Annotated in this window: 19 protein-coding genes; 9 read left to right on the top strand and 10 right to left on the bottom strand. The window is 38.5% G+C overall.

Going from position 1 to position 21442, the window contains the following annotated elements; all coding sequences use genetic code 11:
- The first annotated feature begins 47 nt into the window (after window positions 1-47).
- The 3 genes from ACFSTH_RS10110 to ACFSTH_RS10100 all read left to right on the top strand — a co-directional run bounded on the left by ACFSTH_RS10110 (window position 48) and on the right by ACFSTH_RS10100 (window position 2932).
- Complete coding sequence (locus ACFSTH_RS10110) at window positions 48-254, top strand: small, acid-soluble spore protein, alpha/beta type (RefSeq protein ID WP_377774416.1); 207 nt, start codon at window positions 48-50, stop codon at window positions 252-254.
- A 501-nt stretch (window positions 255-755) separates the two neighbouring features.
- Window positions 756-1946 (top strand): enoyl-ACP reductase FabV, encoded by a 1191-nt coding sequence (fabV, locus tag ACFSTH_RS10105; RefSeq protein WP_377774418.1) that lies wholly within the window; start codon window positions 756-758, stop codon window positions 1944-1946.
- Window positions 1947-1990: 44 nt separating this feature from the next.
- Window positions 1991-2932, top strand: a complete 942-nt coding sequence (locus tag ACFSTH_RS10100) for a ribose-phosphate diphosphokinase (RefSeq protein ID WP_377774420.1) — start codon at window positions 1991-1993, stop codon at window positions 2930-2932.
- 75 nt (window positions 2933-3007) lie between these two features.
- Here ACFSTH_RS10100 and ACFSTH_RS10095 read toward each other — a convergent pair whose 3' ends face one another.
- Entirely contained in the window at window positions 3008-3904 is an 897-nt protein-coding gene (locus ACFSTH_RS10095; protein WP_377774506.1) for an aldo/keto reductase, read from the bottom strand.
- Between the two features lie 83 nt (window positions 3905-3987).
- Window positions 3988-4992 carry a Gfo/Idh/MocA family protein gene (locus ACFSTH_RS10090; RefSeq protein ID WP_377774422.1) on the bottom strand — a complete coding sequence of 335 codons (1005 nt, stop codon included), beginning with the start codon at window positions 4990-4992 and terminating at the stop codon, window positions 3988-3990.
- A gap of 188 nt (window positions 4993-5180) precedes the next feature.
- On the opposite strand from ACFSTH_RS10090, the gene ACFSTH_RS10085 reads away from it, so the two are divergent.
- Both ACFSTH_RS10085 and nagZ read left to right on the top strand, forming a co-directional pair.
- Complete coding sequence (locus ACFSTH_RS10085; RefSeq protein ID WP_377774508.1) at window positions 5181-5972, top strand: helix-turn-helix transcriptional regulator; 792 nt, start codon at window positions 5181-5183, stop codon at window positions 5970-5972.
- Window positions 5973-6017: 45 nt separating this feature from the next.
- The gene (gene nagZ / locus ACFSTH_RS10080; protein WP_377774424.1) at window positions 6018-7334 is read left to right on the top strand and encodes a beta-N-acetylhexosaminidase; all 1317 of its coding nucleotides are present in this window, start codon (window positions 6018-6020) and stop codon (window positions 7332-7334) included.
- Between the two features lie 18 nt (window positions 7335-7352).
- Here the strand turns inward: nagZ and ACFSTH_RS10075 are convergent, their stop codons facing one another.
- The 6 genes from ACFSTH_RS10075 to ACFSTH_RS10050 form a co-directional block, all read right to left on the bottom strand.
- Entirely contained in the window at window positions 7353-9212 is a 1860-nt protein-coding gene (locus ACFSTH_RS10075; RefSeq protein WP_377774426.1) for an ABC transporter ATP-binding protein, read from the bottom strand.
- Window positions 9209-10948, bottom strand: coding sequence for an ABC transporter ATP-binding protein (locus ACFSTH_RS10070; RefSeq protein ID WP_377774428.1), 1740 nt, complete (start codon window positions 10946-10948; stop codon window positions 9209-9211). The genes ACFSTH_RS10075 and ACFSTH_RS10070 overlap by 4 nt, the downstream gene beginning before the upstream one ends.
- 607 nt (window positions 10949-11555) lie before the next feature.
- Window positions 11556-12242 carry a PspA/IM30 family protein gene (locus tag ACFSTH_RS10065; protein ID WP_377774430.1) on the bottom strand — a complete coding sequence of 229 codons (687 nt, stop codon included), beginning with the start codon at window positions 12240-12242 and terminating at the stop codon, window positions 11556-11558.
- Between the two features lie 169 nt (window positions 12243-12411).
- Window positions 12412-13185 (bottom strand): squalene/phytoene synthase family protein, encoded by a 774-nt coding sequence (locus tag ACFSTH_RS10060; protein ID WP_377774510.1) that lies wholly within the window; start codon window positions 13183-13185, stop codon window positions 12412-12414.
- Window positions 13186-13338: 153 nt separating this feature from the next.
- Window positions 13339-14736 carry a (Fe-S)-binding protein gene (locus ACFSTH_RS10055; protein ID WP_377774432.1) on the bottom strand — a complete coding sequence of 466 codons (1398 nt, stop codon included), beginning with the start codon at window positions 14734-14736 and terminating at the stop codon, window positions 13339-13341.
- Window positions 14729-16144 carry an FAD-binding oxidoreductase gene (locus tag ACFSTH_RS10050; RefSeq protein WP_377774434.1) on the bottom strand — a complete coding sequence of 472 codons (1416 nt, stop codon included), beginning with the start codon at window positions 16142-16144 and terminating at the stop codon, window positions 14729-14731. Before ACFSTH_RS10050 ends, ACFSTH_RS10055 begins: the two co-directional genes overlap by 8 nt.
- A gap of 118 nt (window positions 16145-16262) precedes the next feature.
- Here ACFSTH_RS10050 and ACFSTH_RS10045 point away from each other — a divergent pair, with 118 nt between their 5' ends.
- Together ACFSTH_RS10045 and ACFSTH_RS10040 are read left to right on the top strand one after the other, a co-directional pair.
- Window positions 16263-16973 (top strand): FadR/GntR family transcriptional regulator, encoded by a 711-nt coding sequence (locus ACFSTH_RS10045; RefSeq protein WP_377774436.1) that lies wholly within the window; start codon window positions 16263-16265, stop codon window positions 16971-16973.
- A gap of 113 nt (window positions 16974-17086) precedes the next feature.
- The gene (locus tag ACFSTH_RS10040; RefSeq protein ID WP_377774438.1) at window positions 17087-18031 is read left to right on the top strand and encodes a bifunctional riboflavin kinase/FAD synthetase; all 945 of its coding nucleotides are present in this window, start codon (window positions 17087-17089) and stop codon (window positions 18029-18031) included.
- 143 nt (window positions 18032-18174) lie between these two features.
- Here ACFSTH_RS10040 and ACFSTH_RS10035 read toward each other — a convergent pair whose 3' ends face one another.
- Window positions 18175-18312 carry a hypothetical protein gene (locus tag ACFSTH_RS10035; RefSeq protein ID WP_377774440.1) on the bottom strand — a complete coding sequence of 46 codons (138 nt, stop codon included), beginning with the start codon at window positions 18310-18312 and terminating at the stop codon, window positions 18175-18177.
- A 105-nt stretch (window positions 18313-18417) separates the two neighbouring features.
- On the bottom strand, window positions 18418-19548 hold the full coding sequence (locus tag ACFSTH_RS10030) for a response regulator (RefSeq protein WP_377774442.1): 1131 nt from the start codon (window positions 19546-19548) through the stop codon (window positions 18418-18420).
- Between the two features lie 295 nt (window positions 19549-19843).
- Here ACFSTH_RS10030 and ACFSTH_RS10025 point away from each other — a divergent pair, with 295 nt between their 5' ends.
- Window positions 19844-20185 carry a PadR family transcriptional regulator gene (locus tag ACFSTH_RS10025; RefSeq protein ID WP_377774444.1) on the top strand — a complete coding sequence of 114 codons (342 nt, stop codon included), beginning with the start codon at window positions 19844-19846 and terminating at the stop codon, window positions 20183-20185.
- Between the two features lie 6 nt (window positions 20186-20191).
- Complete coding sequence (locus tag ACFSTH_RS10020; protein WP_377774446.1) at window positions 20192-21217, top strand: permease prefix domain 1-containing protein; 1026 nt, start codon at window positions 20192-20194, stop codon at window positions 21215-21217.
- The last annotated feature ends 225 nt before the right edge of the window (window positions 21218-21442 follow it).

The raw sequence follows: 21442 nt of genomic DNA, 5'->3' as shown, positions 1-21442 counted from the left end.
TTCATTCACTAGCGATACATACTAGCTTCAGAAGGAGGTTGATAAACATGGCTAACAACAATTCTCTCGTAGTACCTCAAGCACGAGCAGCTCTAGAACAAATGAAATATGAAGTTGCACAAGAACTAGGTATTTCCCTTCCACAAGATGGCTACTATGGCAATATGACTACACGTGATATGGGTTCTATTGGTGGTTCAATTACCCGTCGTCTTGTACAAATGGCACAACAGCAACTAGCTGGACGTAGTTAACAACTTCTTCCGCTATTTGTTTTGATAGCGATCTCAGATTAAATAATAGTAAACCTTTCCACAACAATCGTAACACCTGGGCAGTTATATAAGTCCCCAAAATCAAAAAGTTGAGCGGGAAAATGTAATTTTTCCGTTCAACTTTTTTTATACTGTTTCGAAGGAAAGCAACGAGGCGGATCTTAATTTTCATACGATAAATCGTACAAAGCTTGTATTCCAAGGGTCTGTTCATGACTATTTATACGATAAGTCGTACAAAGCTTGCAATCCAAGGGTCTGCCCATGACCGTTTATACGATAAATCATACAAAGCTTGCATTCAAGGGTCTACCCATAACCGTTTATACGATTTATCGTACAATCTACCTTTCCATGACTTTCTGTACAGCCCTTTATTATTATCCCTTCCATTTGACAGATAATATCGGTAAAATAAAGGGGATGGATGAACATAACTACATATCCAATTATATTTGCTACGGAAAGGATAAATTTCTCATGATAATAAAACCAAAATCACGTGGATTTATATGTACAACAGCACACCCTGTCGGTTGTGCCAAACAAGTAGAACGTCAAATCAATTATGTAAAAGCTCAGCCAGCTATAAGCGGACCCAAAAATGTACTCGTAATCGGTGCATCGACTGGTTATGGGCTTGCTTCACGTATTGTAGCTGCTTTTGGATCTAATGCTAATACAATTGGTGTATACTTCGACAAAGCCGCGGAGGGCACTCGTACCGCTTCAGCGGGCTGGTATAATTCAGCTGCCTTTGAACAAGCGGCTAGTGAAGCCGGATTAAAGTCTTACAGCATTGTTGGTGATGCATTTTCCGATGAAATTAAAGAAAAGACAATTAATCTTATTCAATCTCAATTAGGAAAAATTGACCTAGTCGTCTATTCCGTTGCTTCTCCAAGAAGAACGCATCCTAAAACAGGAGAAACATTCTCTTCCGTTATTAAACCTTTGGGCGAGACTTACAGTAACAAAACGGTTAACTTCCATTCGGGTGAAGTTTCAATTGCAACAATAGAACCTGCAACAGAAGATGAATTAAGACAAACCATTGCAGTAATGGGTGGCGAAGATTGGCAAATGTGGATAGAACAGCTGCAAGCTGCAAATGTATTAACGGAAGACGCTACAACGGTTGCCTACTCCTACTTAGGACCAGAAATTACTCACGCTGTCTATTTAGATGGGACGATCGGTGCGGCAAAAAAAGATTTAGAGGAAACAGCAAACAGATTACATGAACAATTATCATCAACTGGTGGTCGTGCATATGTGTCCGTTAATAAAGCACTCGTAACACAATCGAGTTCTGCCATTCCAGTTGTGCCATTATATATATCTGCTTTGTATAAAGTAATGAAAGAACAGCAAATACATGAAGGTTGTATTGAACAAATGTATCGTTTGTTCGCAGATCGTTTGTATAACGAAGCTGGTACGGCTGTAGATGAGCGCCGTTTAATCCGTGTTGACGACTGGGAAATGAAAGCTAATATTCAAGCGGAAGTTGCTGAGATTTGGGAACAATTAACTACTGAAAATGTTTATGATTTGTCCGATTTAAAAGGATATCATAGAGAATTTTTCCAACTATTTGGTTTTGAAACAGATGGTGTCGATTATGAAGCAGAAGTTGATCCATTCGTAGACATTATTAATTTGCGATAATAAATGCTTTACTCTACAAATAATTAGAGACTAGATTGGAGAGGATGAACGAAATGCTCAAAATTTTTGCAGGTTCTTCAAACAAACCACTCGCTGAACGTCTATGCGAACATCTTCAACTATCACTAGGTAAAGTGACGATCGAAACGATGGAAAGTGGTGAAATATATGTTTCTTATCAAGAAACTGTACGTGGTTATGATGTATTTATCGTTCAATCACTCTCCCATCCTGTCAACGAACTTTTAGTAGAGCTACTCATTATGATAGATGCAGCCAAACGTGCTTCTGCCAAAACGATCAATATTATTATGCCCTACTATGGCTATGCCCGCCAAGAGCGTAAATCAGCGCCACGTGAGCCAATATCAGCAAAGATGGTAGCAGATATTATAACAACTGCTGGTGCAGATCGAATTATTACAGTAGACTTGCACGCTGCACCGATACAAGGATTTTTCAAAATTCCCGTTGATCATCTTACAGCGCTTGATAGCATTATTGATTATTTGCAGAAAAAAAATATTGCTCATCCTGTCGTTGTCTCCCCAGATGCGGGACGTGCCAAAACAGCTGAAAAACTAGCTGATTTATTAGATTGGCCATTTGCAATTATGATCAAAAATCGCCCTAATCATAATCAAACAGAAATCACCCATATTATTGGAGAGGTAGAAGGTAAAACTCCGATCATTATTGAAGATTTAATTGATACGGGTGGGACGATCGTTAATGTGGTCGAAGCTTTAAAAAAGCGTGGTGCTAACGATGCTTTAATCTGCGCAACACACGGATTGTTTTCTGATCAAGCACTTACTAGACTGCAACATCCCAATATTACAGAAATTGTAGTTACCGATACGATAGCATTAGATCAACCAGCACATGACAAACTTGTTATCTTGTCGCTCGCTTCCTTACTGGCAACTGCGATTGAAATTATTACTAACGGCGGTTCCATTGCTACACTTTTCAAAACGGAATAAACAAAAACCAATATTATATGCGCCTGCTTTGGAGTAATCAAGCAGCGACAAATAATATTGGTTTTTTTATATTAATTATAGTTCAGGAGCACGGTTAGTTAAGTCTAACCAATCCATTTCTGTTTTAGTTAATCTAATTTTTGCTCCTTCATCGCATGATTTTAATTCTTCTACATTTTGTGCACCAATAAGTGCGCAAGTAGGAAACGGTTGATTTAATACGTAAGCTAATGCAATTTGAATTGCCGTTACCCCTTTTTGAGCAGCTAGCTTGGTAGCTCTATTCAAACGCTCCCAGTTATCATCGCTATAGAAGACACGAACTAGATCAGCATTGTCACGATCTTCTGGTGTGAAGCGTCCTGTAAAGAAACCACGAGCTTGTGATGACCAAGAAAACAATGGTAATTGAACTTCTTCATGCCACTTAGCAGTTTCATCATCAGCAGATACACAACCTGTCCAAAATGGTTCATTCGCTTTTGCTAAACTAAGGTTAGGGCTATTAAATGTAAAGCCAACCAACCCATTCGACGCAGCGTACTCATTAGCTTCTTTAATTCGTTGCCATGTCCAGTTCGATACACCGATAGCTCCTACTTTTCCAGCTTTAACATGCTCATTAAGCGCATCTATAATTTCGCTAACTGGTCTATTGGGATCATCACGATGTAGACCATACATATCGATAAAGTCTGTTTGTAATCTACGCAAACTGTCTGTTAAATCTGCTTCAATATCTTTTTTGGTTACTCGTGGTCCATGTTGATCATGGTGAGCCCCTTTCGTCAATATGACTAGTTTATCACGATTACCGTGCTCTTTCATATAACGACCAAGTACTTCCTCACTTTGCCCCCCGCAATATATATGCGCGGAATCAAAACAATTTCCACCTATTTCTAAGTACGCATCAATATTAGTTTTCACTAACTCATAACGATCATGATAAAAATAATCTGTACCTTTCATCAAGTTACTAACTGGTTTATCTACACCATCTACCTTAATATACTCCACCGTAACTTCCTCCTATCCGTTGTAAAAGTCAATTGCTATTGTATAACTACACGAATTCTTTCCTCTGCTGACTTCAAACAAGCATCAATGACTTTCATATTTTTTACTGCATCATCTATCGAGAAGGAAAGTGTGCTTTCACCCTTTACCGCTCTTGCCAAATGGTCTGCTTGCAAAGCATAAGCATTTTTATGTTCTACGACAACTTCTCGTTCTACGCCGTCTGCTTCTACGAAGAAGTTTCCACTACCAGGAGATCCTGTAACGAAAGCAGATGGAACTCTAATTTTCCCTTTTGTTCCGAGTATTTCAAGCGGATTACGGAAAGCTGCCCACATCCCACAGTCAAAGCTCAGTGCAATATGGTTAGGGAATTCTAGCAAACCGGCTGCCATCATATCGACATGATCATGTTCAGGTGACAACAGTGCATGTACTGTTGCTGCTTCTGGCTCAGCATCCAACAATAAACGAGCGACATTAATTGGATAACAACCTACATCATAAATCGATCCGCCACCCCACTCTTTCTTGTAACGAACGTTTTTAGAATCACCAGCATTATTAAAGGTGAAGGAACTATAGATATGACGCACGTCACCAATTTCACCTGATGCCATAATTTGTTTGATCTGCTCATAACGAGGATGATAACGATACATAAATGCTTCTGCTACTAATTTTCCGGTTTTTTCACTTACTACTGCTATTTCTTCCGCTTCAGCAGCAGTCAACGTAATTGGTTTTTCACATAATACGTGTTTACCTGCTTCTAGCGCTTTAATCGTCCACGGTTTATGGAGATGATTAGGAAGCGGTATATATATAATATCTAGCGTTTCATCCTGCAACAACTCTTCATAACTACCATACGCTGTAGCAATATTAAACTTGTCTGCTGTTTGTTGTGCTTGTTCTAAATTTCTACTTGCAATCGCTGCAACTTCGTTCAGTTCGGAAAGTTGTACACCTGGTATTACAGAGCCACGAGCAATTCCTGCGTTACCCATAATTCCCCATCTTAGCTTCTTTGTGCTCATCCAACTATCACCTCAAAAAAATATTAATATTATTTAATTAATAATATATTGTTATTATAAAGCGATAAGTTTAAAATTAAAATGATATTATTTTGATGTTCATTAAAACTATTTTGTCATTGGAGGTTTCGTGCTTGTATAAGCGGCAAACACACTTACTTACCTTGCTCGATAGTCGTTACTTTTGTATGCCAGAATCCATTGGGCACTATATTAATTTTCCCGATCATTACGTCAATCGTTCCAGCGGAGCGCTCAACAATTTTAATATTCATTTCGTCGTTTCTGGAAAAGGGTTTATTGAAATAGATGATCAAGTGCTTACTTTAACTGCTGGAGATGCTTTTCTTTATTTTCCGCTGCAAAAACAACATTACTATAGTAGCGAAGACGATCCTTGGGATATGCGCTGGATTCATTTTTACGGGGACAGTTTACCGGAATATTTTATCGCTCGACAATTGCATCGTCATCCATTATGGCGCTTAAGACAACCAGAACTTTTTATCGATGCTCATGAGCAGTTACTTGAAGAATCCGAAAAAAATAGGATGATTAATTTAGGTAAATTATCCACACTTACTTATGCTTTAATAACAACGTTTATCGAATATGCCGTACCACTCGGTAATCATCACTCTATTAATTCCGAACAGCGGATACTAGCATTGTTGCCAATTATGCAATTAGAAGCAGCTGAACCTTTTTCCTTAGAACGATGGGCAAATGAGCTGCAAGTGAGTACCTTTTATTTTAGTAAACTATTTCGTTCCATTACGGAAATGACACCTATTGAGTTTATGACCCGCTGTCGGCTACAGATGGCAAAACAACGGCTATTAGAACGTCCACTTGCATCTATTGGTCAAATTGCCAAAGATTCCGGTTATCCTAGTGTTAGTTACTTCAACAAACGTTTTATGGAGCATGAGGGCGTTACACCAACAGCGTATAGACAATTGTTTGTTAACAAATACTAGTTATCATAAAACTTATGTTATTCCGCTTATACAAGGAGGTACGTAATGGATAATCTACAGAGCTATTTATTATTACTAACTAAGAGATCTACTGTTTTTTGTCTACTATGCTTAGTCATCATAACTACTACTAGTTGTAGTACTACTAACGACAGAGACTATAACAATAAGACAGAGCAACATACGAATAATCAAACTGTGGAAACCGAAAAAAATGAAGCTACACCACAACCAACTGAAAATACGATGATACCCAACGATAATGCCGCATCCTCATCCGTAGATAAACTGCTAGCATCGTTAACTACAGAACAAAAAATCGGGCAATTATTATTGTTTGGGATCGACAATCAAACAGTAACGAAACAAACCATTTCCATGCTCCAATCTTATCATTTGGGCGGTATTATTTTATACAAAAGAAACATTGATACAGTCAAGCAAACGAATACGTTGTTGAACGAGATGAAAGATTGGCAGCATACGAATAATGCCATTCCTCTGTGGCTTGGTGTCGATCAAGAAGGCGGCAAAGTAAGTCGACTACCAAAACAACTGTCGGCATTGCCAGAACCAGGAACGCTAGTAAACAACGATAAACCAGATTATGCGACCAATTTCGGTCAAGCAATCGGCTTACAATTACAAGCCGTCGGCTTTAATTTAACGTTTGCACCTGTATTAGATATTAATAGCAATCCAAACAATCCCGTCATTGGGATGCGCGCTTTTGGAACAACGCCTGATCAGGTAATAGATCATGGTATAGCTGTAATGCAAGGTATCCAATCACAACAAATCGCCACTTCTATCAAACATTTTCCTGGGCATGGTGATACATCCGTTGATTCTCATTTGGATTTACCGCTAATTGAAAAGTCTTTAGTCGAATTAGAAAATTTTGAACTACAACCTTTTGCAGCAGCACTAGAACATTATGTTGATATGGTTATGATTGGTCATTTATTAATTCCAGCAATTGATGACACTTATCCAGCTTCGATGTCAACCGCCGCTATAACTGGATTACTGCGTGATAAAATGAACTATGATGGTGTAGTAATTAGCGATGATATGACTATGGGTGGAATAACGGACCATTGGAATATAGGCGAAGCTGCCGTTCAATCCCTTATAGCTGGGACAGATATTATTTTAGTTGGACACCAACCTAAGCTGCAACGAAAAGTGGTACAAGCGATTAACGAAGCTGTTACGGAAGGACGTATTTCGAAGGAACGGCTGGATGAAAGTGTAAAGCGTATATTACTGTTAAAAGAAAAATATAAACTAGATAACGAGCAAACACCAATGCCAAATATCGAATCAATTAATAAAACCGTCAACGAATTATTACAATAATTCGTTGACGGTTTTCCTTTAAGTCATCATTGGTTGTTTCGTATGCTCATATTCCTCTTCTGTAACATGATCCGTAAACTGACTATTATGCAGGTCTGCATAAAACCCATGTTGCGCCATTAACTGTTCATGTGTTCCTTGCTCGATAATTTCTCCATGATTCATCACTAATATCAAATCTGCATCCCGTATCGTCGATAAACGATGGGCAATGACAAAACTAGTCCGATCTTTCATCAGTACGTGCATGGCACGTTGGATATTCATTTCTGTACGTGTATCTACACTACTTGTTGCCTCATCCAAAATTAAAATCAAAGGATTAGATAGAAGCGCCCTAGCGATAGTAATCAATTGTCGTTGACCTTGGGATATGTTGGAAGCATCTTCACCAAGCAACGTATTATACCCATCTGGCAACGTTCGAATAAAGTCATCCGCAAACGCACTTTTTGCCGCGTGCACAATTTCTTCCTCTGTTGCCCCTTCTTTACCATAGGCGATATTATCACGAATTGTCCCTTGGAATAACCATGTGTCTTGAATAACCATAGCAAACCTACTTCTTACTTGCTCACGGCTCATCTGGTTATAGTCGATACCATCTAACAAGATCCGACCGCTGCTCGGTTCATAAAACCGCATTAGCAAATTAATCATCGTTGTTTTCCCAGCTCCTGTCGGTCCAACAATAGCGATTGTCTGCCCTTCATCCACTTCCAAATTCAAATTGCGAATGACCGGTTTTTCTGGATCATAGCCAAATGATATATGGTCGAAGTGTAATCGACCTTGCAGCTTCTCAAGCTTGTTGTACGTCGCCTGCTGTTGCAGTTCTTCTTCCTCATCAAGCAAGTCGAAAACACGCTCAGCAGCAGCTATTGCTGTCTGTAACATGGTTGACAAGCCGGCTATTTGCGACATAGGCTGACCTAACTGTTGTGTATACTGGATGAACGCTTGCACATCACCAACACGAATGCTGCCACTAATAACTAAAAAACCACCAACTAAACTAACAAAAACGTAGCTCAAATTATTAACAAACATCATCAGCGGCATCATAATGCCGGACATAAATTGCGCTTTACGACTTGCTTCATACAGCTCATCATTCATTTCATTAAAAGAAGCGATCGATTGTTGTTCATATCCATATGCTTTCACCACTTGATGACCACTATACATTTCTTCGATATGCCCATTGACATCACCAAGTCTTGCTTGTTGCCCAACAAAATACTTTTGGGATCGTTTCACAACCATCTGGATGATGACCACACTTAGCGGCAATGTTAGCAACACAACTAAAGCTAACCACGGGCTAATGTAAAACATCATCGCCACAATACCAACAACGGTAATAATAGAAGATACAATTTGAGTAATAGCTTGTTGCAGCGAGTTATTAATACTATCAACGTCATTCACTGCACGACTTAAAATATCACCGTATGGATGTTTATCAAAATATTTGAGTGGTAATCGAGTCAATTTCTCAAACACTTCACCACGAATTTTTGCTGAAGTTTTTTGAGCGACCGTTGCCATAATAAATTGTTGGAAAAAACCAAATACGGCTGTAGATAAATATAGAGCGCCTAAACCAATTAATATTTTTCCTAAAAAAGCAAAATCGACGGGCAATCCCTTTGTCACACTATCAAATAAAGACGATGTAGCATCACCAAGTAATTTAGGGCTAATAACACTAAATACTGTTCCCAATATTGTAGCTATAACGACTAATGTGATATTAAATCTTTGGGGATGTAAGTAGGATAATAATCTTTTTAATGATTTTTTAAATTGTTTCGGTTTTTCAACTTGGTGGTGACCTTGATGTTTATGTCCTCCACCTCCTCTGCCCCTATTCATACACTCTCCTCCTCCATCTGCTGAGACTGAACAATTTCTTGATAAATGATATTGCTCTTCAACAGTTGTTCATGTGTGCCTGTACCAGCAACTTCTCCATCATGAAGGACGATGATTTGATCCGCATCGATAATGGTATTTACTCGTTGCGCAACGATAATAACGGTTGATTTTTCTGTCACTTGTTTTAACGCTGCACGCAACTTCGCATCTGTTTTATAATCGAGTGCAGAGAAACTGTCATCGAATAAGTAAATAAGTGGTTGACGCGCTAATGCCCGAGCGATGGAAAGACGTTGTTTTTGCCCTCCGGATAAATTTCCGCCACCTTGACTTACTTCATCCAAAATTCCTTTTTCTTTGCTATTTACAAAATTAGTTGCTTGCGCTATTTCCAACGCTTGCTGCTCCAGTTGATCGGTCGTATGCGGATTACCGAATCGCAGGTTATGTCGAATAGTTCCACGAAATAGCGATGCTTTTTGAGGAATATAACCGATCAAAGAACGTAATTCATCCACATCTAACAAGTTAGTAGCTACACCATTTATCGTTATTTTTCCTATTTCAGGATCATAAAAGCGTGGAATTAATTTAAGTAAAGTGGATTTTCCAGAACCAGTACTACCGATAATCGCTGTCGTTTGACCTGGTTTTGCAGTAAAACTAATATCTTTTAGTGCATGTTTTTCTGCACCTGCATATCGGAATGATACTTGTTCGAATGAAATGACTGCACCTTGTTGCTGCACATCTTCACCTAACACAATGTCACTTTTCACTTCCTGCTTCGCTGATTGTAATGCGAATACTTCATTGATTCGTTTGGCAGAAGCTTGTGCGCGTGGAATGGCTACAAAAGCCATGGACAACATAATTAAAGACATTAAAATCATCATCGCATATTGTAAAAAAGCCATCAGATTTCCGACCTGCATCGCACCTTGATCAATTCTGCCAGCTCCAAACCACACGATCATAATACTGGTGGCGTTCATAGCAATCATCATGATGGGGTAAAGAACAGCCAAAATACGGTTTACACGAATACCAGTATCTCTATAATCTTCATTGGCAGTCTGGAATCGATCTTTCTCAAACTGCGTTCGATTGAACGCACGTACAACACGTGTACCGATCAATGATTCACGAAGCAATAAGTTTAAACGATCCGTCTTTTTCTGTAGCACACTAAATAAAGGTATAACTTTTCGAGTAACAAAGAAAATAATAATAGCTAACACCGGGAGAGTTACCAAAAATACTATCGATAATGTCACATCTCGAGATAAAGCAAGTATTATTCCACCAATCAACATAATTGGTGCACGGGTCATCATACTGAGCATCATCGAGATAACATCCTGTACTTGGCGAATATCATTAGTGGTGCGTGTAATTAGCGAGGCAGTTCCTAATCGATCAAATTGTTCCATCGATAACCCTTCAACATGGGTAAACAACATCCTCCTCACATCACGACTAAACCCTTGCGTTATTCGCGACGACAAGTACGTAACAAAAATCGTTAAACCAACAGCCAATATTGTACAGACAAGCATAATTCCACCAGTACGCCATACATAATTGATATCACTTTTTGCTATGCCGTTATCTACCAATCCAGCCATTAATGTAGGTAAATATAATTCCAACATAATTCCTGCAAACATCATTAATAACACGGCTATAACAAATGTGCGATAAGGCTTCAAATGTTTTAATAACGCGAGCAATTACATCCCTCTCTTTCCTAAATCCGTTCAAACTACTTACAATCATGCCTATTCATTATAATTTTTTTGAGGATGCATAGTCAAATCAAACGCCTTTCCTTGCAAACCGATGCATCCATTAGACCATGAAGACCATTAGACCCATTCTCGAAATATGTATTCATACTATAAACAAAATAAGCAAGCTCATACATGTTAGATAATGTATGAGCCAATTGGACTATTGGACTATTGGACTATTGGACTATTGGACTGCTTACATATTACTATCCTTTTTGCATTTGTAACGTTTGCATTGCTTAATACAACCTTCAAAAAACCAATTTTATACGTTTTTTCGTATGAAACCTTACGTCATTACCCATTGCACAGTCCTTTATACGTTTTTTCATACAAACACTACGTTTCTAGCCACTTGACATGTCGGTTTATACGTTTTCTCATACAAAACCTACGTTTCTAGCCACTTCACATGTACTTTTATACGTTTTCTCATACAAACCGTACGCTATCAGCCACTTCGTACAATAACCAAAAAAGCTGCCCGTTCAGTCAGTTTTTACTGACTTTTTTGGACAGCCCCTTGTTACTATAAGTATTATAAGTACTACGATGATTTATTGTTTTCTAGATCTGCTTTCAGCTTAGCTAGTTCATCTTCTACTGCACTGTCTCGCGTTTCTTTTAGCAACTGATCCATTTTTCGATCTAATTCTTGTCCTTCATTTGCTAATGTTTGTGCCGCTTCTGCTTGATCACGCATTTTCAAGATTTTATCTTCCATTTTTGTAAATACAGCGCCAAGATCTTCAGTGCCTACGTTGGACATCACTTGATTGATTTTCTCTTGTGCTTTTGCCGCTTCTGCTTGTGCAATTAAAGTACTACGCTGCGTTTTCATTTCAGCAACGCGCTCTTTCATATCTTGCAATTGCTGTTTTAGTCTGTCGGAGCTTGCTTTGGCTTGATCGTAGCTTGCTTGTATTTTGGATACTTTGTCGTCGAAACGCTTTTTATCCGTCAATGCTTCACGCGCTAACTGCTCGTCGCCTCCTGATAAAGCTTGTATCGCTTGTTGCTCACGTTTTTCTGCCATTTCTTTAGCTGCATTCAGTTCACGTTCAAAACGTTTTTCAACTGCTATTTGAGACGTTGTAGCAGCTGTCACTTTCTCCAAGTCTTTATCGATCTCACGCAATATTTGATCAATCATTTTTACCGGATCTTCCATTTTATCGATCGCATGGTTTACATTTGCTTTCCCAATTCTAAATAAACGATCAAAAACACTCATTGATATTCCTCCTCATAATAAATTACTTCTATATTGTACGGTGAATAAGTACTATAGTTTCATCATAATCTACTTTGCAGTGTAGGAACAATCCTTATTTATAAATAAAAAAGAGCAATTTATCTATACGACCTCATTGCTCTCCTTATTTTTAGCTAATCTATACTTTTTACGTAATGCTATTGACTAATCGAAGCACCGTATCACGAGTCAATTTATTCCCACCAGATTTTATTAGCTTTACTGTAGCATGTGCCAACGTTAGCGGTATTTTACAAAACGTTCTCGGCTGACCTTCTTTGAGTTCCCGTACATATTCATCAGCGACACTAAGATTTCGCAACGTATATTGTACCATTTGCTGCATGTCCCAACCTACTGGAAAAAAATTAACTCCCCGCTCCATATCTTCTTGTCGATTGCGTAATATGTTAACCGCTTGCAGCCCCCTACCGAAAGCTACTGCTTTGTTGCGATCTGTAATTGTGCCATCGTACCAATACCAAATATCCGATAACATTTCGCCAACCATTCCAGCAACACTATACGTATAGCCATCCAAATCAGCTTCTGTTTCAATTTTCCAATCAACTGCAACCCACTCTGCCATTTGCTTGGACATTTTCGCCGTATGCCGAAAAACAGCTGTTCTTGCTGATTCTGGGCATAAACTAGCCCACTCTGCCATACGATAAGTGACTTCAGGCAATAGTTGTTGTTCTTTAGTAAGTAACTGCTCGATGCGCTCAATCGGTTGATCCGATAGAAATGCTTCGTGAACCTGCATTAGCTTTTCTACTTTGTACGATTCAGGCAGCTCCGGATGATCTTCAATTTCGTCAATTGCTCGCATGCACAAGTAAGCAGATGCTACTGCATCTTGCAGTTGTCCTTTTAACTTGTTGATGGGAATAAAAAATGTGCGGCTAGTGTTTTTCAACATTTTCAATGCGTCATTCAAAGTAATAACTCCTTCGTCAACATATTTTGCTTGCCCAGCATTCTCTATTCTAACTGCCAAGTAAAGCGTGTATGTATATGCTAAATTACGAAAAGAAGAGCCCCAGTCGGTTCTCCTCTTTTTATCTGTTACTTATTATTCTACACGTTCCACACGCTGCAAGCAATCATATAGGAAATCAATAATATGTTCAACTATTATTTCATTATTATTCCCATGTTTATTAACACCTAACTGCATTTGTAATTGACAACCAGGATTACTCGTTATTATTCGATTCGCCATCGTTTCATTGACATCACACATCTTATGTTCCAATATTTGATTAGCCATCTCCGGTTGTGTCAAATTATAAGTGCCCGCTGATCCACAGCAACTACTAGCTGCTTTCATTTCTACCAACTGTATACCTGACACTTGCTTTAACAATTGCCGCGGCGCTTCTCCACCTTTCATTACATTCCGCAAATGACACGAATCTTGATACGTCACAATAGGTAAAGTAGTGGTCTCGCCAGATGTATTGTAGTGATAAGTTAACTTTCTTCCATGCTTCATTAACAACGTACTAACATCTAACACTCGTTTGGCAAACCAAGTAGCGTCTGCTTGATACTCCGGCTCATCTTTTAATAAAATATCATATTCCACTAACAAAGCACCACAGCCACCAGCATTTGAGACGATGAAATCTGCTCCACTATTTCGAAATGCTTTTATATTATCTCTCGCTTGTGCTTTTGCAACATCCACTTCACCACTATGTGCCTGCATCGCTCCGCAGCAACGCTGCGTCTCGGGAATAACGATATCGAAACCAGCTTCACTCAGTAAAGCTATCGTTTTTCGATTCGTTTCATAAAACATCGTATCCATCATACAACCTCGGAACATAGCTACAGTAGCTACTTTTTCCGCTATCCCTTTTGCTGGAATAAACGTCCCTAGCTGCTCGACAACTCCTTTGCCACTTCCATCTGGAATAACCATTTCCATATCTTTCATATGAGCTGACAAGACAGCTGCCGCTCCTGTTTTCTGAACAAATTTTTGTAATCCTGACTTTTTGTATAATTGCAAACCACGCCCAACAAGCTGCATCCGCTTTTGATTAGGTACTACCTTTTTTAGCATCATATAGCGTAATCCCTTTACCCACGTACGATGTTGCGTCGTATGCTTTTCGATGGCATCTTTCGCTTGCTCGATTAATTGACCATATTTGACATCAGCAGGGCAGGCAGGCTCACAAGCACGACATCCTAAACAGTGATTCATTTGATCTTCAAAAGCAATACCTGGCTCCATCAAACCATCAACCGCTGCTTTCATCAAAGAAATTCGTCCGCGCGGTGATTCTGCTTCCATACCAGTAATTTTAAACGTTGGGCAGGCAGGCAAACAAAACCCGCAACGCATACAATTCGTTAATTGATCATAATCCAACTGTACTTTTAACGTTTGGCGGAGCGCCTCTGTCTTACTCTTCTTATCGTTAGATGGTTTTTCTACAACATCTACTCGACTAGTCACGATGTAACACCACTCTTTTTTTCGCTGATTTGGCAAACATTTTTCCTGGGTTAAGTAAATGATCTGGATCAAATACCGCTTTAATTCCTTGCATCAAAGCAACACCACTGCTCCCAACCTTCCACTCCAAATAAGGAGCTTTCACTATACCGACACCATGTTCCCCTGTAATCGTACCGCCCAATGAGATAGCTGCTTCAAATATTTCTGCAAATGCTTGTTCTACTCGTGCTACTTCTTCCTCATCTCGAGCATCAGTCATTGCTGTCGGATGCAAATTGCCATCCCCTGCATGTCCGAACGTACATATTTGCACCTGATACTTCTCTGCAATGCGATTAATTGCTAATACCATATCGGCTATTTTGGAACGTGGGACGGTTGCATCTTCTAATATCGTCGTCGGTTTAAGTCTAGCTAATGCAGTAAAGGCACTACGCCTTGCTGTCAGTAACTTTTCAGCTTCTTCACTAGTTTCCGCAATTTGTATTTTATCAGCATGATACTGCTCACATATTTCAGCAATCGCTGCAATATCACGTTCTACAGTAGATGGATCGCCATCTTGTTCAATAATTAACATAGCCTCTACATGATGCGGCAAACCTAACTTCGCAAAATCATCCACCACTCGAATCGTCGCATTATCCAAAAATTCTAATGTAGCAGGTATTATTCGTTGTTCAATAATAGCAGATACCGTTTTGGCAGCATCGTACAAATCATGAAACATCGCTAACATCGTTTTTTTGTACGGTGGTTTTGGCACTAACTTCAACGTTGCTTCTGTAATAATTGCCAGCGTACCTTCCGATCCGATTAACAGCTTCGTCAAATCATATCCGGCGACATCCTTCATTAATTTACCACCAGTTCGAATAATTTCCCCTGATGCAAGTACTGCTTCTAGACCTAGCACGTAGTCTTTAGTCGTCCCATACTTTAACCCGCGTAAACCTCCAGAACATTCCGCTATATTACCGCCTATTGTTGATATACTCATACTGCTTGGGTCCGGAGGATAAAATAATCCCGCTTGCTCCACCTGTTCAATAAACTGAGCCGTAATTAGTCCCGGTTGTACCGTTGCTGTTAAATTTTGCGTATCTAGCTCCAATATGCGATTCATCCGATGCATCACCATAACAACTCCCCCTTGAATAGGGACAGTACCTCCACATAAGTTCGTACCAGATCCTCTTCCAACGATAGGAATTTTATGTTGAGAAAGCACTTTCATAATTCCAGAAACTTCCTGTGTACTCGCAGGGTATATGACACCGTCAGGCAAGCTTTGTAACATAGGTGTTCCATCAAAGGAATGTGTAATTAACGCTTCCATATCATCTTTATAATATTTACTGCCTACTACTTCACATAATTGCTGTTTGACCGCTTCTGTTAACATGCAGCTCCCTACCTTCCATTCTTGTCTAGAGTGATAAACTCATCATGTCATCAGATGACTTTTGTTTTATTATAGCTTATGATTGAATAGATGTATAGACTTCAGTTGAAGGGATACGATGACCAACATGTTTAATAAACCGCCCAAAGGCTCAGAATATGTGATGGAACATTTAAAACAAGAAATTTTATCAGGAAAATATAAGCCAGGCGAAAAATTACCAACTGTCGTACAATTTGCAGCGCGTTATCAAGTAGGTCGTTCCACAATCAGAGAAGCACTTAGTGCCCTAAAAGCAATCGGAATGCTTCATATTCAACATGGTGGCGGTACTTATGTTGCAGATAGTTTGTCACAAAGTAAAACGCAACAGAATGTAATACAATTGTTTAGCCAGACGATAGAATTACGCGAAATTTTGGAAGTAAGGCAGTATATTGAAGCTGGTTGCGCTCATTATGCAGCTATTAGACGGACCGATGAAGATTTGGAACGACTATGGCGTATATTAACTACAATGCAGCAGCATCTATCTGATGAAATAGAAAGCGAACAAGCAGATATTGATTTTCATCTCACTTTAGCACATGCCTCTCACAACTCTCTATTTATCGCCATGATGGAATCGATTGCTACAAGGTTAAAAGAAAGTATGCGTGATACCCGAAAACTATGGTTTTTTGCTGATCAAAATACAGCGGAAGCATTATACGAAGAACATTTGCAAATTTATAATGCTATTGCACAACAAAATACAACGCAAACAGCATTATTAATAACCGATCATCTTCAAAAAGTAAATCAAGTTATTTTACGTTTAACTCCGTAATTTAATAATAATACAAGGGGAAAAGACTTCCCCTATTCCTTTCACTTCGATATACTATATAAATATGCGAAACAAGCTGTATTACATTTGACTATCGGCAAAGAAGGGATTATATGGAACTTATAGAAGTCACCACTACGCCAGCACAAGATCAAACTCCGATAACGCTCGTCATTGGGAAGTTTGATGGCGTGCACCGAGGCCATGTTCAATTACTTCAAAATGCATTGCAACATAAACAAGGAAAACTAGCAGTTATGAGTTTTTCCGACCATCCTCGCTGGATTTTACGTGGAGAAGATGAATATAGACAACATTTAACACCACTGCAGCATAAACTGGTTTTATTGGAAAGCATGGGTGTTGAAAAATTTTATCATATTAATTTTACGAAGGAATTTTCCGCTATTACAGCAGAACAGTTTGTTCAGCAACATTTGGCAGCGTTGAATGTGCAACGATTAGTTATCGGAGCAGATTTCCGACTTGGTAAAGACGGTAGCGCAAATGCGGAGACATTAAGTAAATTATGCGGTGATATTGGTATTATTGTTGATGTTATTCCTTTACTGCAAGCGACAACCGAAAAAATCAGTAGCACATCTATCCGACATTTTTTGAAAAACGGTCAAATAGAAGCAGCTAATGAGCAATTAGGGCGAAAATATGCCGTGTGGGGAGAAGTTATCCATGGCAATGCACTCGGACGTACACTTGGATTTCCGACAATAAATTTAGGTGGAATGGCGCATGATTATGTACCACCAAAACCTGGTGTCTATATAGGTAGAGTAGAGGTTACCACGGAAAACAATAAAAAAGAACAACTTCCAGCTTTAATTAGTGCAGGGTTCCGACCTACCGTTGATGGCAAACATTATTTGATCGAAGGTTATATTTTAAACTTCTCAGGTAATCTCTACGGGCAACAAGTCGCTATCTATTTTGAGCAATTAGTACGTAATGAGTTGAAATTTGAAAACTTAGATGATCTTATCGCCCAAATGGAATTAGATAGACAGCACGCAGAACATTATTTTCACCGAGTACTACAATAACTAACCATGGCATAAACAATGATACTTTTTCGTCACAAAAAAAAGCGGCACCTTCCAATAACGCATTACTTGGAAGATGCCCTTTATTAATTACATATAAGTTCTACATATATTCCGTAAAAAATTATGATTAATTACATTCACTAAACTCCGTCAATACGGTCATCGTGGTCTTCCCAGCGCTTCGAATAAGCTTTATTTGTAATCCAAAAAGTCATCCATGCTACTCCAATAACGACAATAACTGTGGCAACCCATATACTTGTAGGTACTCCCAGCATAGCGTTCCCCTCCTTACTCTTGCGCCATCTTATTTGTATTATACTATTTAAAACGGAATTGTGAATAAACTTTGAAACTTTGTCGGTGCTTCGTCACATATTAGATTAACTTTTCCAAGATTCATACCACGATGCAATTTCAACAGGCACGTCAATATCAAGCTCTTGTCGCAGCAGCCTGCTCAATTGTCTATAATAAAGTTCTATTGCTTCAGTTTGCCCTAATTTCGCATATAACTTCATTATTTTAAAATATACCAATTCACTTAATGGCTGAATATCAATCATCCGCTGATATATCGATACTGCTTCGGGCAACAAATTATGCGTCACATAAAACTCCGCTAAACTTAATGCGTGATTACGCCATATCCAGCCAAGCCGTTGTCGTTCACTTTCAGCCCAGACATAGTAGTGATCTGCATAATAATCACCGACATAATAATCAAGCCATTGCTGATGCTGATCTACGTTACTTAACGATATTGGAGCTAACTTGCTTAAAGCCTCTTCCCATATATCTACATCAATCGTATAATTTTCAAGCTCTAACGCATAGCCACTATGACCTCCCATATTCGAAATCGTAATAGGTATATTTGCTTCACTTAATGTTTTTCTAATCAAATATATCGTTGTATATAAAGATGTCATTGCTTTTTTCGAATCAACATCTGGCCACAAAATATCGCTTATCATTTCTTTATTCACAAAACCTTTACGATGATGCAGCAAATAAGCAAATAATTCTTCTGCTTTGGAAGTTCTCCAGCGCAGAGCATGAATTTTTCCATTCGCTTGCTCAAATTGTAATCGATTTAGACAGCGAATAACTTCATCAGTCACACTTTTTATTTGTACTGGCATCATATTGTTATGACGGCGTAACAGCTTTTCTACTGTTTTTGTCAATCGTTTGCTTTGAATTGGTTTTAAAATATAATCTAAAGCACTAACCTCAAAAGCTTCTAATGCATACTGATTATAGGCTGTAACAAACACAATATCACAATCTTGCAACATTTGATTCAAATGATCGGCTACTTGTAAACCATGCATCCCCGGCATGTCAATATCTAAAAAGACTAATTCTGGTTTTAATTCAGCAGCTTTACGAATCGCTTCAGCAGGATCTGTAAATGTTTCTAGAACAACAATTTCAGGAAAAACTTTTAAAAGTTGTTGTAAATATAAAACGGCCAATGGCTCGTCATCAATTAAAATCGTTCGTATCATTTATTAACACCGCCCAATTTTCAAAAAAACTGTCTATATAGTTATATCATATGTATCATATTTCACATTCGACATCAAAAGCTAAATTCCTTGTTATTTTCAAAAAAATAACATTGTCTGATTACTCATCTTTAAACTCTTATAATTATACGTCTAATTGAAGGACTACTCCATAGACCTTACATAATTAGTTATTAAAAGTATGTAAAATTTTGATCCAAGTTTAGATAAAGCAATATTATTTTATTTACAATAGTGTGCGCTACACAGTATAATAAATTTAGGAGTTGATAATATGGAACAAGTCAGTGAGCTCGTTAATAGCTTTATGCTAGAGCTGCGTCGCGGAACGATAATACTAGCAGTGCTTGGTCAGCTACGTAAACCAGAATATGGTTATTCGTTAGTCACTATTCTAGAGACCGATGGGTTTACCGTTGAACCAGGTACGCTCTATCCTCTTCTACGTAGATTAGAAAAACAAGGTGTTCTAGTAAGTGAATGGGATACATCTGAAACTAGACCACGAAAATATTATTTGTTAAGCGAGCTAGGAATACAAGTATATGAACAGCTTTGTGTGGAATGGACGAATATGATTCATCATATTGAAACTATTATAAACAAGAAAGGATAATTAGCCATGGATTATACAGAGCGTTACATTCATGCCGTCATCTCACACCTTCCGTTGAGTCAACGAGCAGACATTAAAGCAGAACTTGAAAGTCTTATTGCTGACATGCTGGAGGAAAGATTAGTTGCTGGCGAAAATCGTGAACAGGCAATCGATAAAATTTTACGTTCGCTCGGTGCGCCCGATACATTTGCTGAACAATATGATGCAAAACCTCGTTATTTAATTGGACCTAACCTGTTTGATTTATACAAAACCATTTTGAAAATCGTTATAGTAGCGTCTGTCATAGGAATGACTATATCGTTCGGAATACAACTTGGGCTTGCAATAGATGAAAGATCATTTCCATTCGGTAATTATATTGCTTCCATCTTTTCTGTTGCATTGGAATCTTTTGCTTGGGTAACTATTATTTTTGCACTTATCCAGAAATCGAATATTATTACATCGGAATGGAATCATTCAAATAAACAGTGGGAGCCGTCTATGTTACCCCCGCTTGTTCATGAGCGATTAAAAATTAAACCGTCTAGTGCTATTATTGCTATCATTGTTCAAGTATTTGCTTTTGCATTGTTTACCTTTTCACCAGCATATATCGGTGCTTTCTTAAAAGTGGAAGGGCAATTAAACTGGGAGTTAGTTCCTTTTCTGAATATAGATGTATTTAAAACTTATTTACCTTTCATTTGGATCACCATTTTTTATGCCATTGTTCTAGAAATAATTAAGATGATCCGCGGACAATGGACTACTGGTATTTTTGTAGCTCATGCTATTTGGTCGTTAATCAGTTTAGCCGTTGGTATTGCTTTATTCTCTCATCCTTCCATTTGGAACGGACAATTTATAGCTCAACTCGCTCAAACACCATTATTCGAACATACCGAAGCCAATATCATCTTCGCCACTACCATCTGGGACAACACACGTATTTGGGTTATCCCTACTATAATATTAATTACTGTGATTGATTTGGGATCGTTGGTTTACAAATTTGTAACATTCAGAAAACAAAAGAGTAGCTAGTATTTAGAAGTGCATCGTATTTCATACGAAAAAACGGATAAACGGACTTGTGAAGGGGCTAGTAACGTAGGGTTTGTATGATAAAACGTATAAACGGACTTGCGAAGGGGCTAGTAACTTAGGGTTTGTATGATAAAACGTATAAACGGACTTGCGAAGGGGCTAGTAACTTAGGGTTTGTATGATAAAACGTATAAACGGACTTGTGAAGTGGATAGTAACGTA

The organism is Paenibacillus yanchengensis (assembly GCF_042684845.1).
Lineage (GTDB): Bacteria > Bacillota > Bacilli > Paenibacillales > Paenibacillaceae > Pristimantibacillus > Pristimantibacillus yanchengensis.
This window is presented reverse-complemented; position numbering and strand designations above follow the sequence as displayed.

Excerpts from the sequence above, each read along its gene's own strand:
- ACFSTH_RS10110 (WP_377774416.1), top strand. The coding sequence starts at position 48 with ATGGCTAACAACAATTCTCTCGTAGTACCTCAAGCACGAGCAGCTCTA.
- fabV (WP_377774418.1), top strand. The coding sequence starts at position 756 with ATGATAATAAAACCAAAATCACGTGGATTTATATGTACAACAGCACAC.
- ACFSTH_RS10100 (WP_377774420.1), top strand. The coding sequence starts at position 1,991 with ATGAACGAAATGCTCAAAATTTTTGCAGGTTCTTCAAACAAACCACTC.
- ACFSTH_RS10095 (WP_377774506.1), bottom strand. The coding sequence starts at position 3,904 with ATGAAAGGTACAGATTATTTTTATCATGATCGTTATGAGTTAGTGAAA.
- ACFSTH_RS10090 (WP_377774422.1), bottom strand. The coding sequence starts at position 4,992 with ATGAGCACAAAGAAGCTAAGATGGGGAATTATGGGTAACGCAGGAATT.
- ACFSTH_RS10085 (WP_377774508.1), top strand. The coding sequence starts at position 5,181 with ATGCCAGAATCCATTGGGCACTATATTAATTTTCCCGATCATTACGTC.
- nagZ (WP_377774424.1), top strand. The coding sequence starts at position 6,018 with ATGGATAATCTACAGAGCTATTTATTATTACTAACTAAGAGATCTACT.
- ACFSTH_RS10075 (WP_377774426.1), bottom strand. The coding sequence starts at position 9,212 with ATGAATAGGGGCAGAGGAGGTGGAGGACATAAACATCAAGGTCACCAC.
- ACFSTH_RS10065 (WP_377774430.1), bottom strand. The coding sequence starts at position 12,242 with ATGAGTGTTTTTGATCGTTTATTTAGAATTGGGAAAGCAAATGTAAAC.
- ACFSTH_RS10060 (WP_377774510.1), bottom strand. The coding sequence starts at position 13,185 with ATGTTGAAAAACACTAGCCGCACATTTTTTATTCCCATCAACAAGTTA.
- ACFSTH_RS10050 (WP_377774434.1), bottom strand. The coding sequence starts at position 16,144 with ATGTTAACAGAAGCGGTCAAACAGCAATTATGTGAAGTAGTAGGCAGT.
- ACFSTH_RS10045 (WP_377774436.1), top strand. The coding sequence starts at position 16,263 with ATGACCAACATGTTTAATAAACCGCCCAAAGGCTCAGAATATGTGATG.
- ACFSTH_RS10040 (WP_377774438.1), top strand. The coding sequence starts at position 17,087 with ATGGAACTTATAGAAGTCACCACTACGCCAGCACAAGATCAAACTCCG.
- ACFSTH_RS10035 (WP_377774440.1), bottom strand. The coding sequence starts at position 18,312 with ATGCTGGGAGTACCTACAAGTATATGGGTTGCCACAGTTATTGTCGTT.
- ACFSTH_RS10030 (WP_377774442.1), bottom strand. The coding sequence starts at position 19,548 with ATGATACGAACGATTTTAATTGATGACGAGCCATTGGCCGTTTTATAT.
- ACFSTH_RS10025 (WP_377774444.1), top strand. The coding sequence starts at position 19,844 with ATGGAACAAGTCAGTGAGCTCGTTAATAGCTTTATGCTAGAGCTGCGT.
- ACFSTH_RS10020 (WP_377774446.1), top strand. The coding sequence starts at position 20,192 with ATGGATTATACAGAGCGTTACATTCATGCCGTCATCTCACACCTTCCG.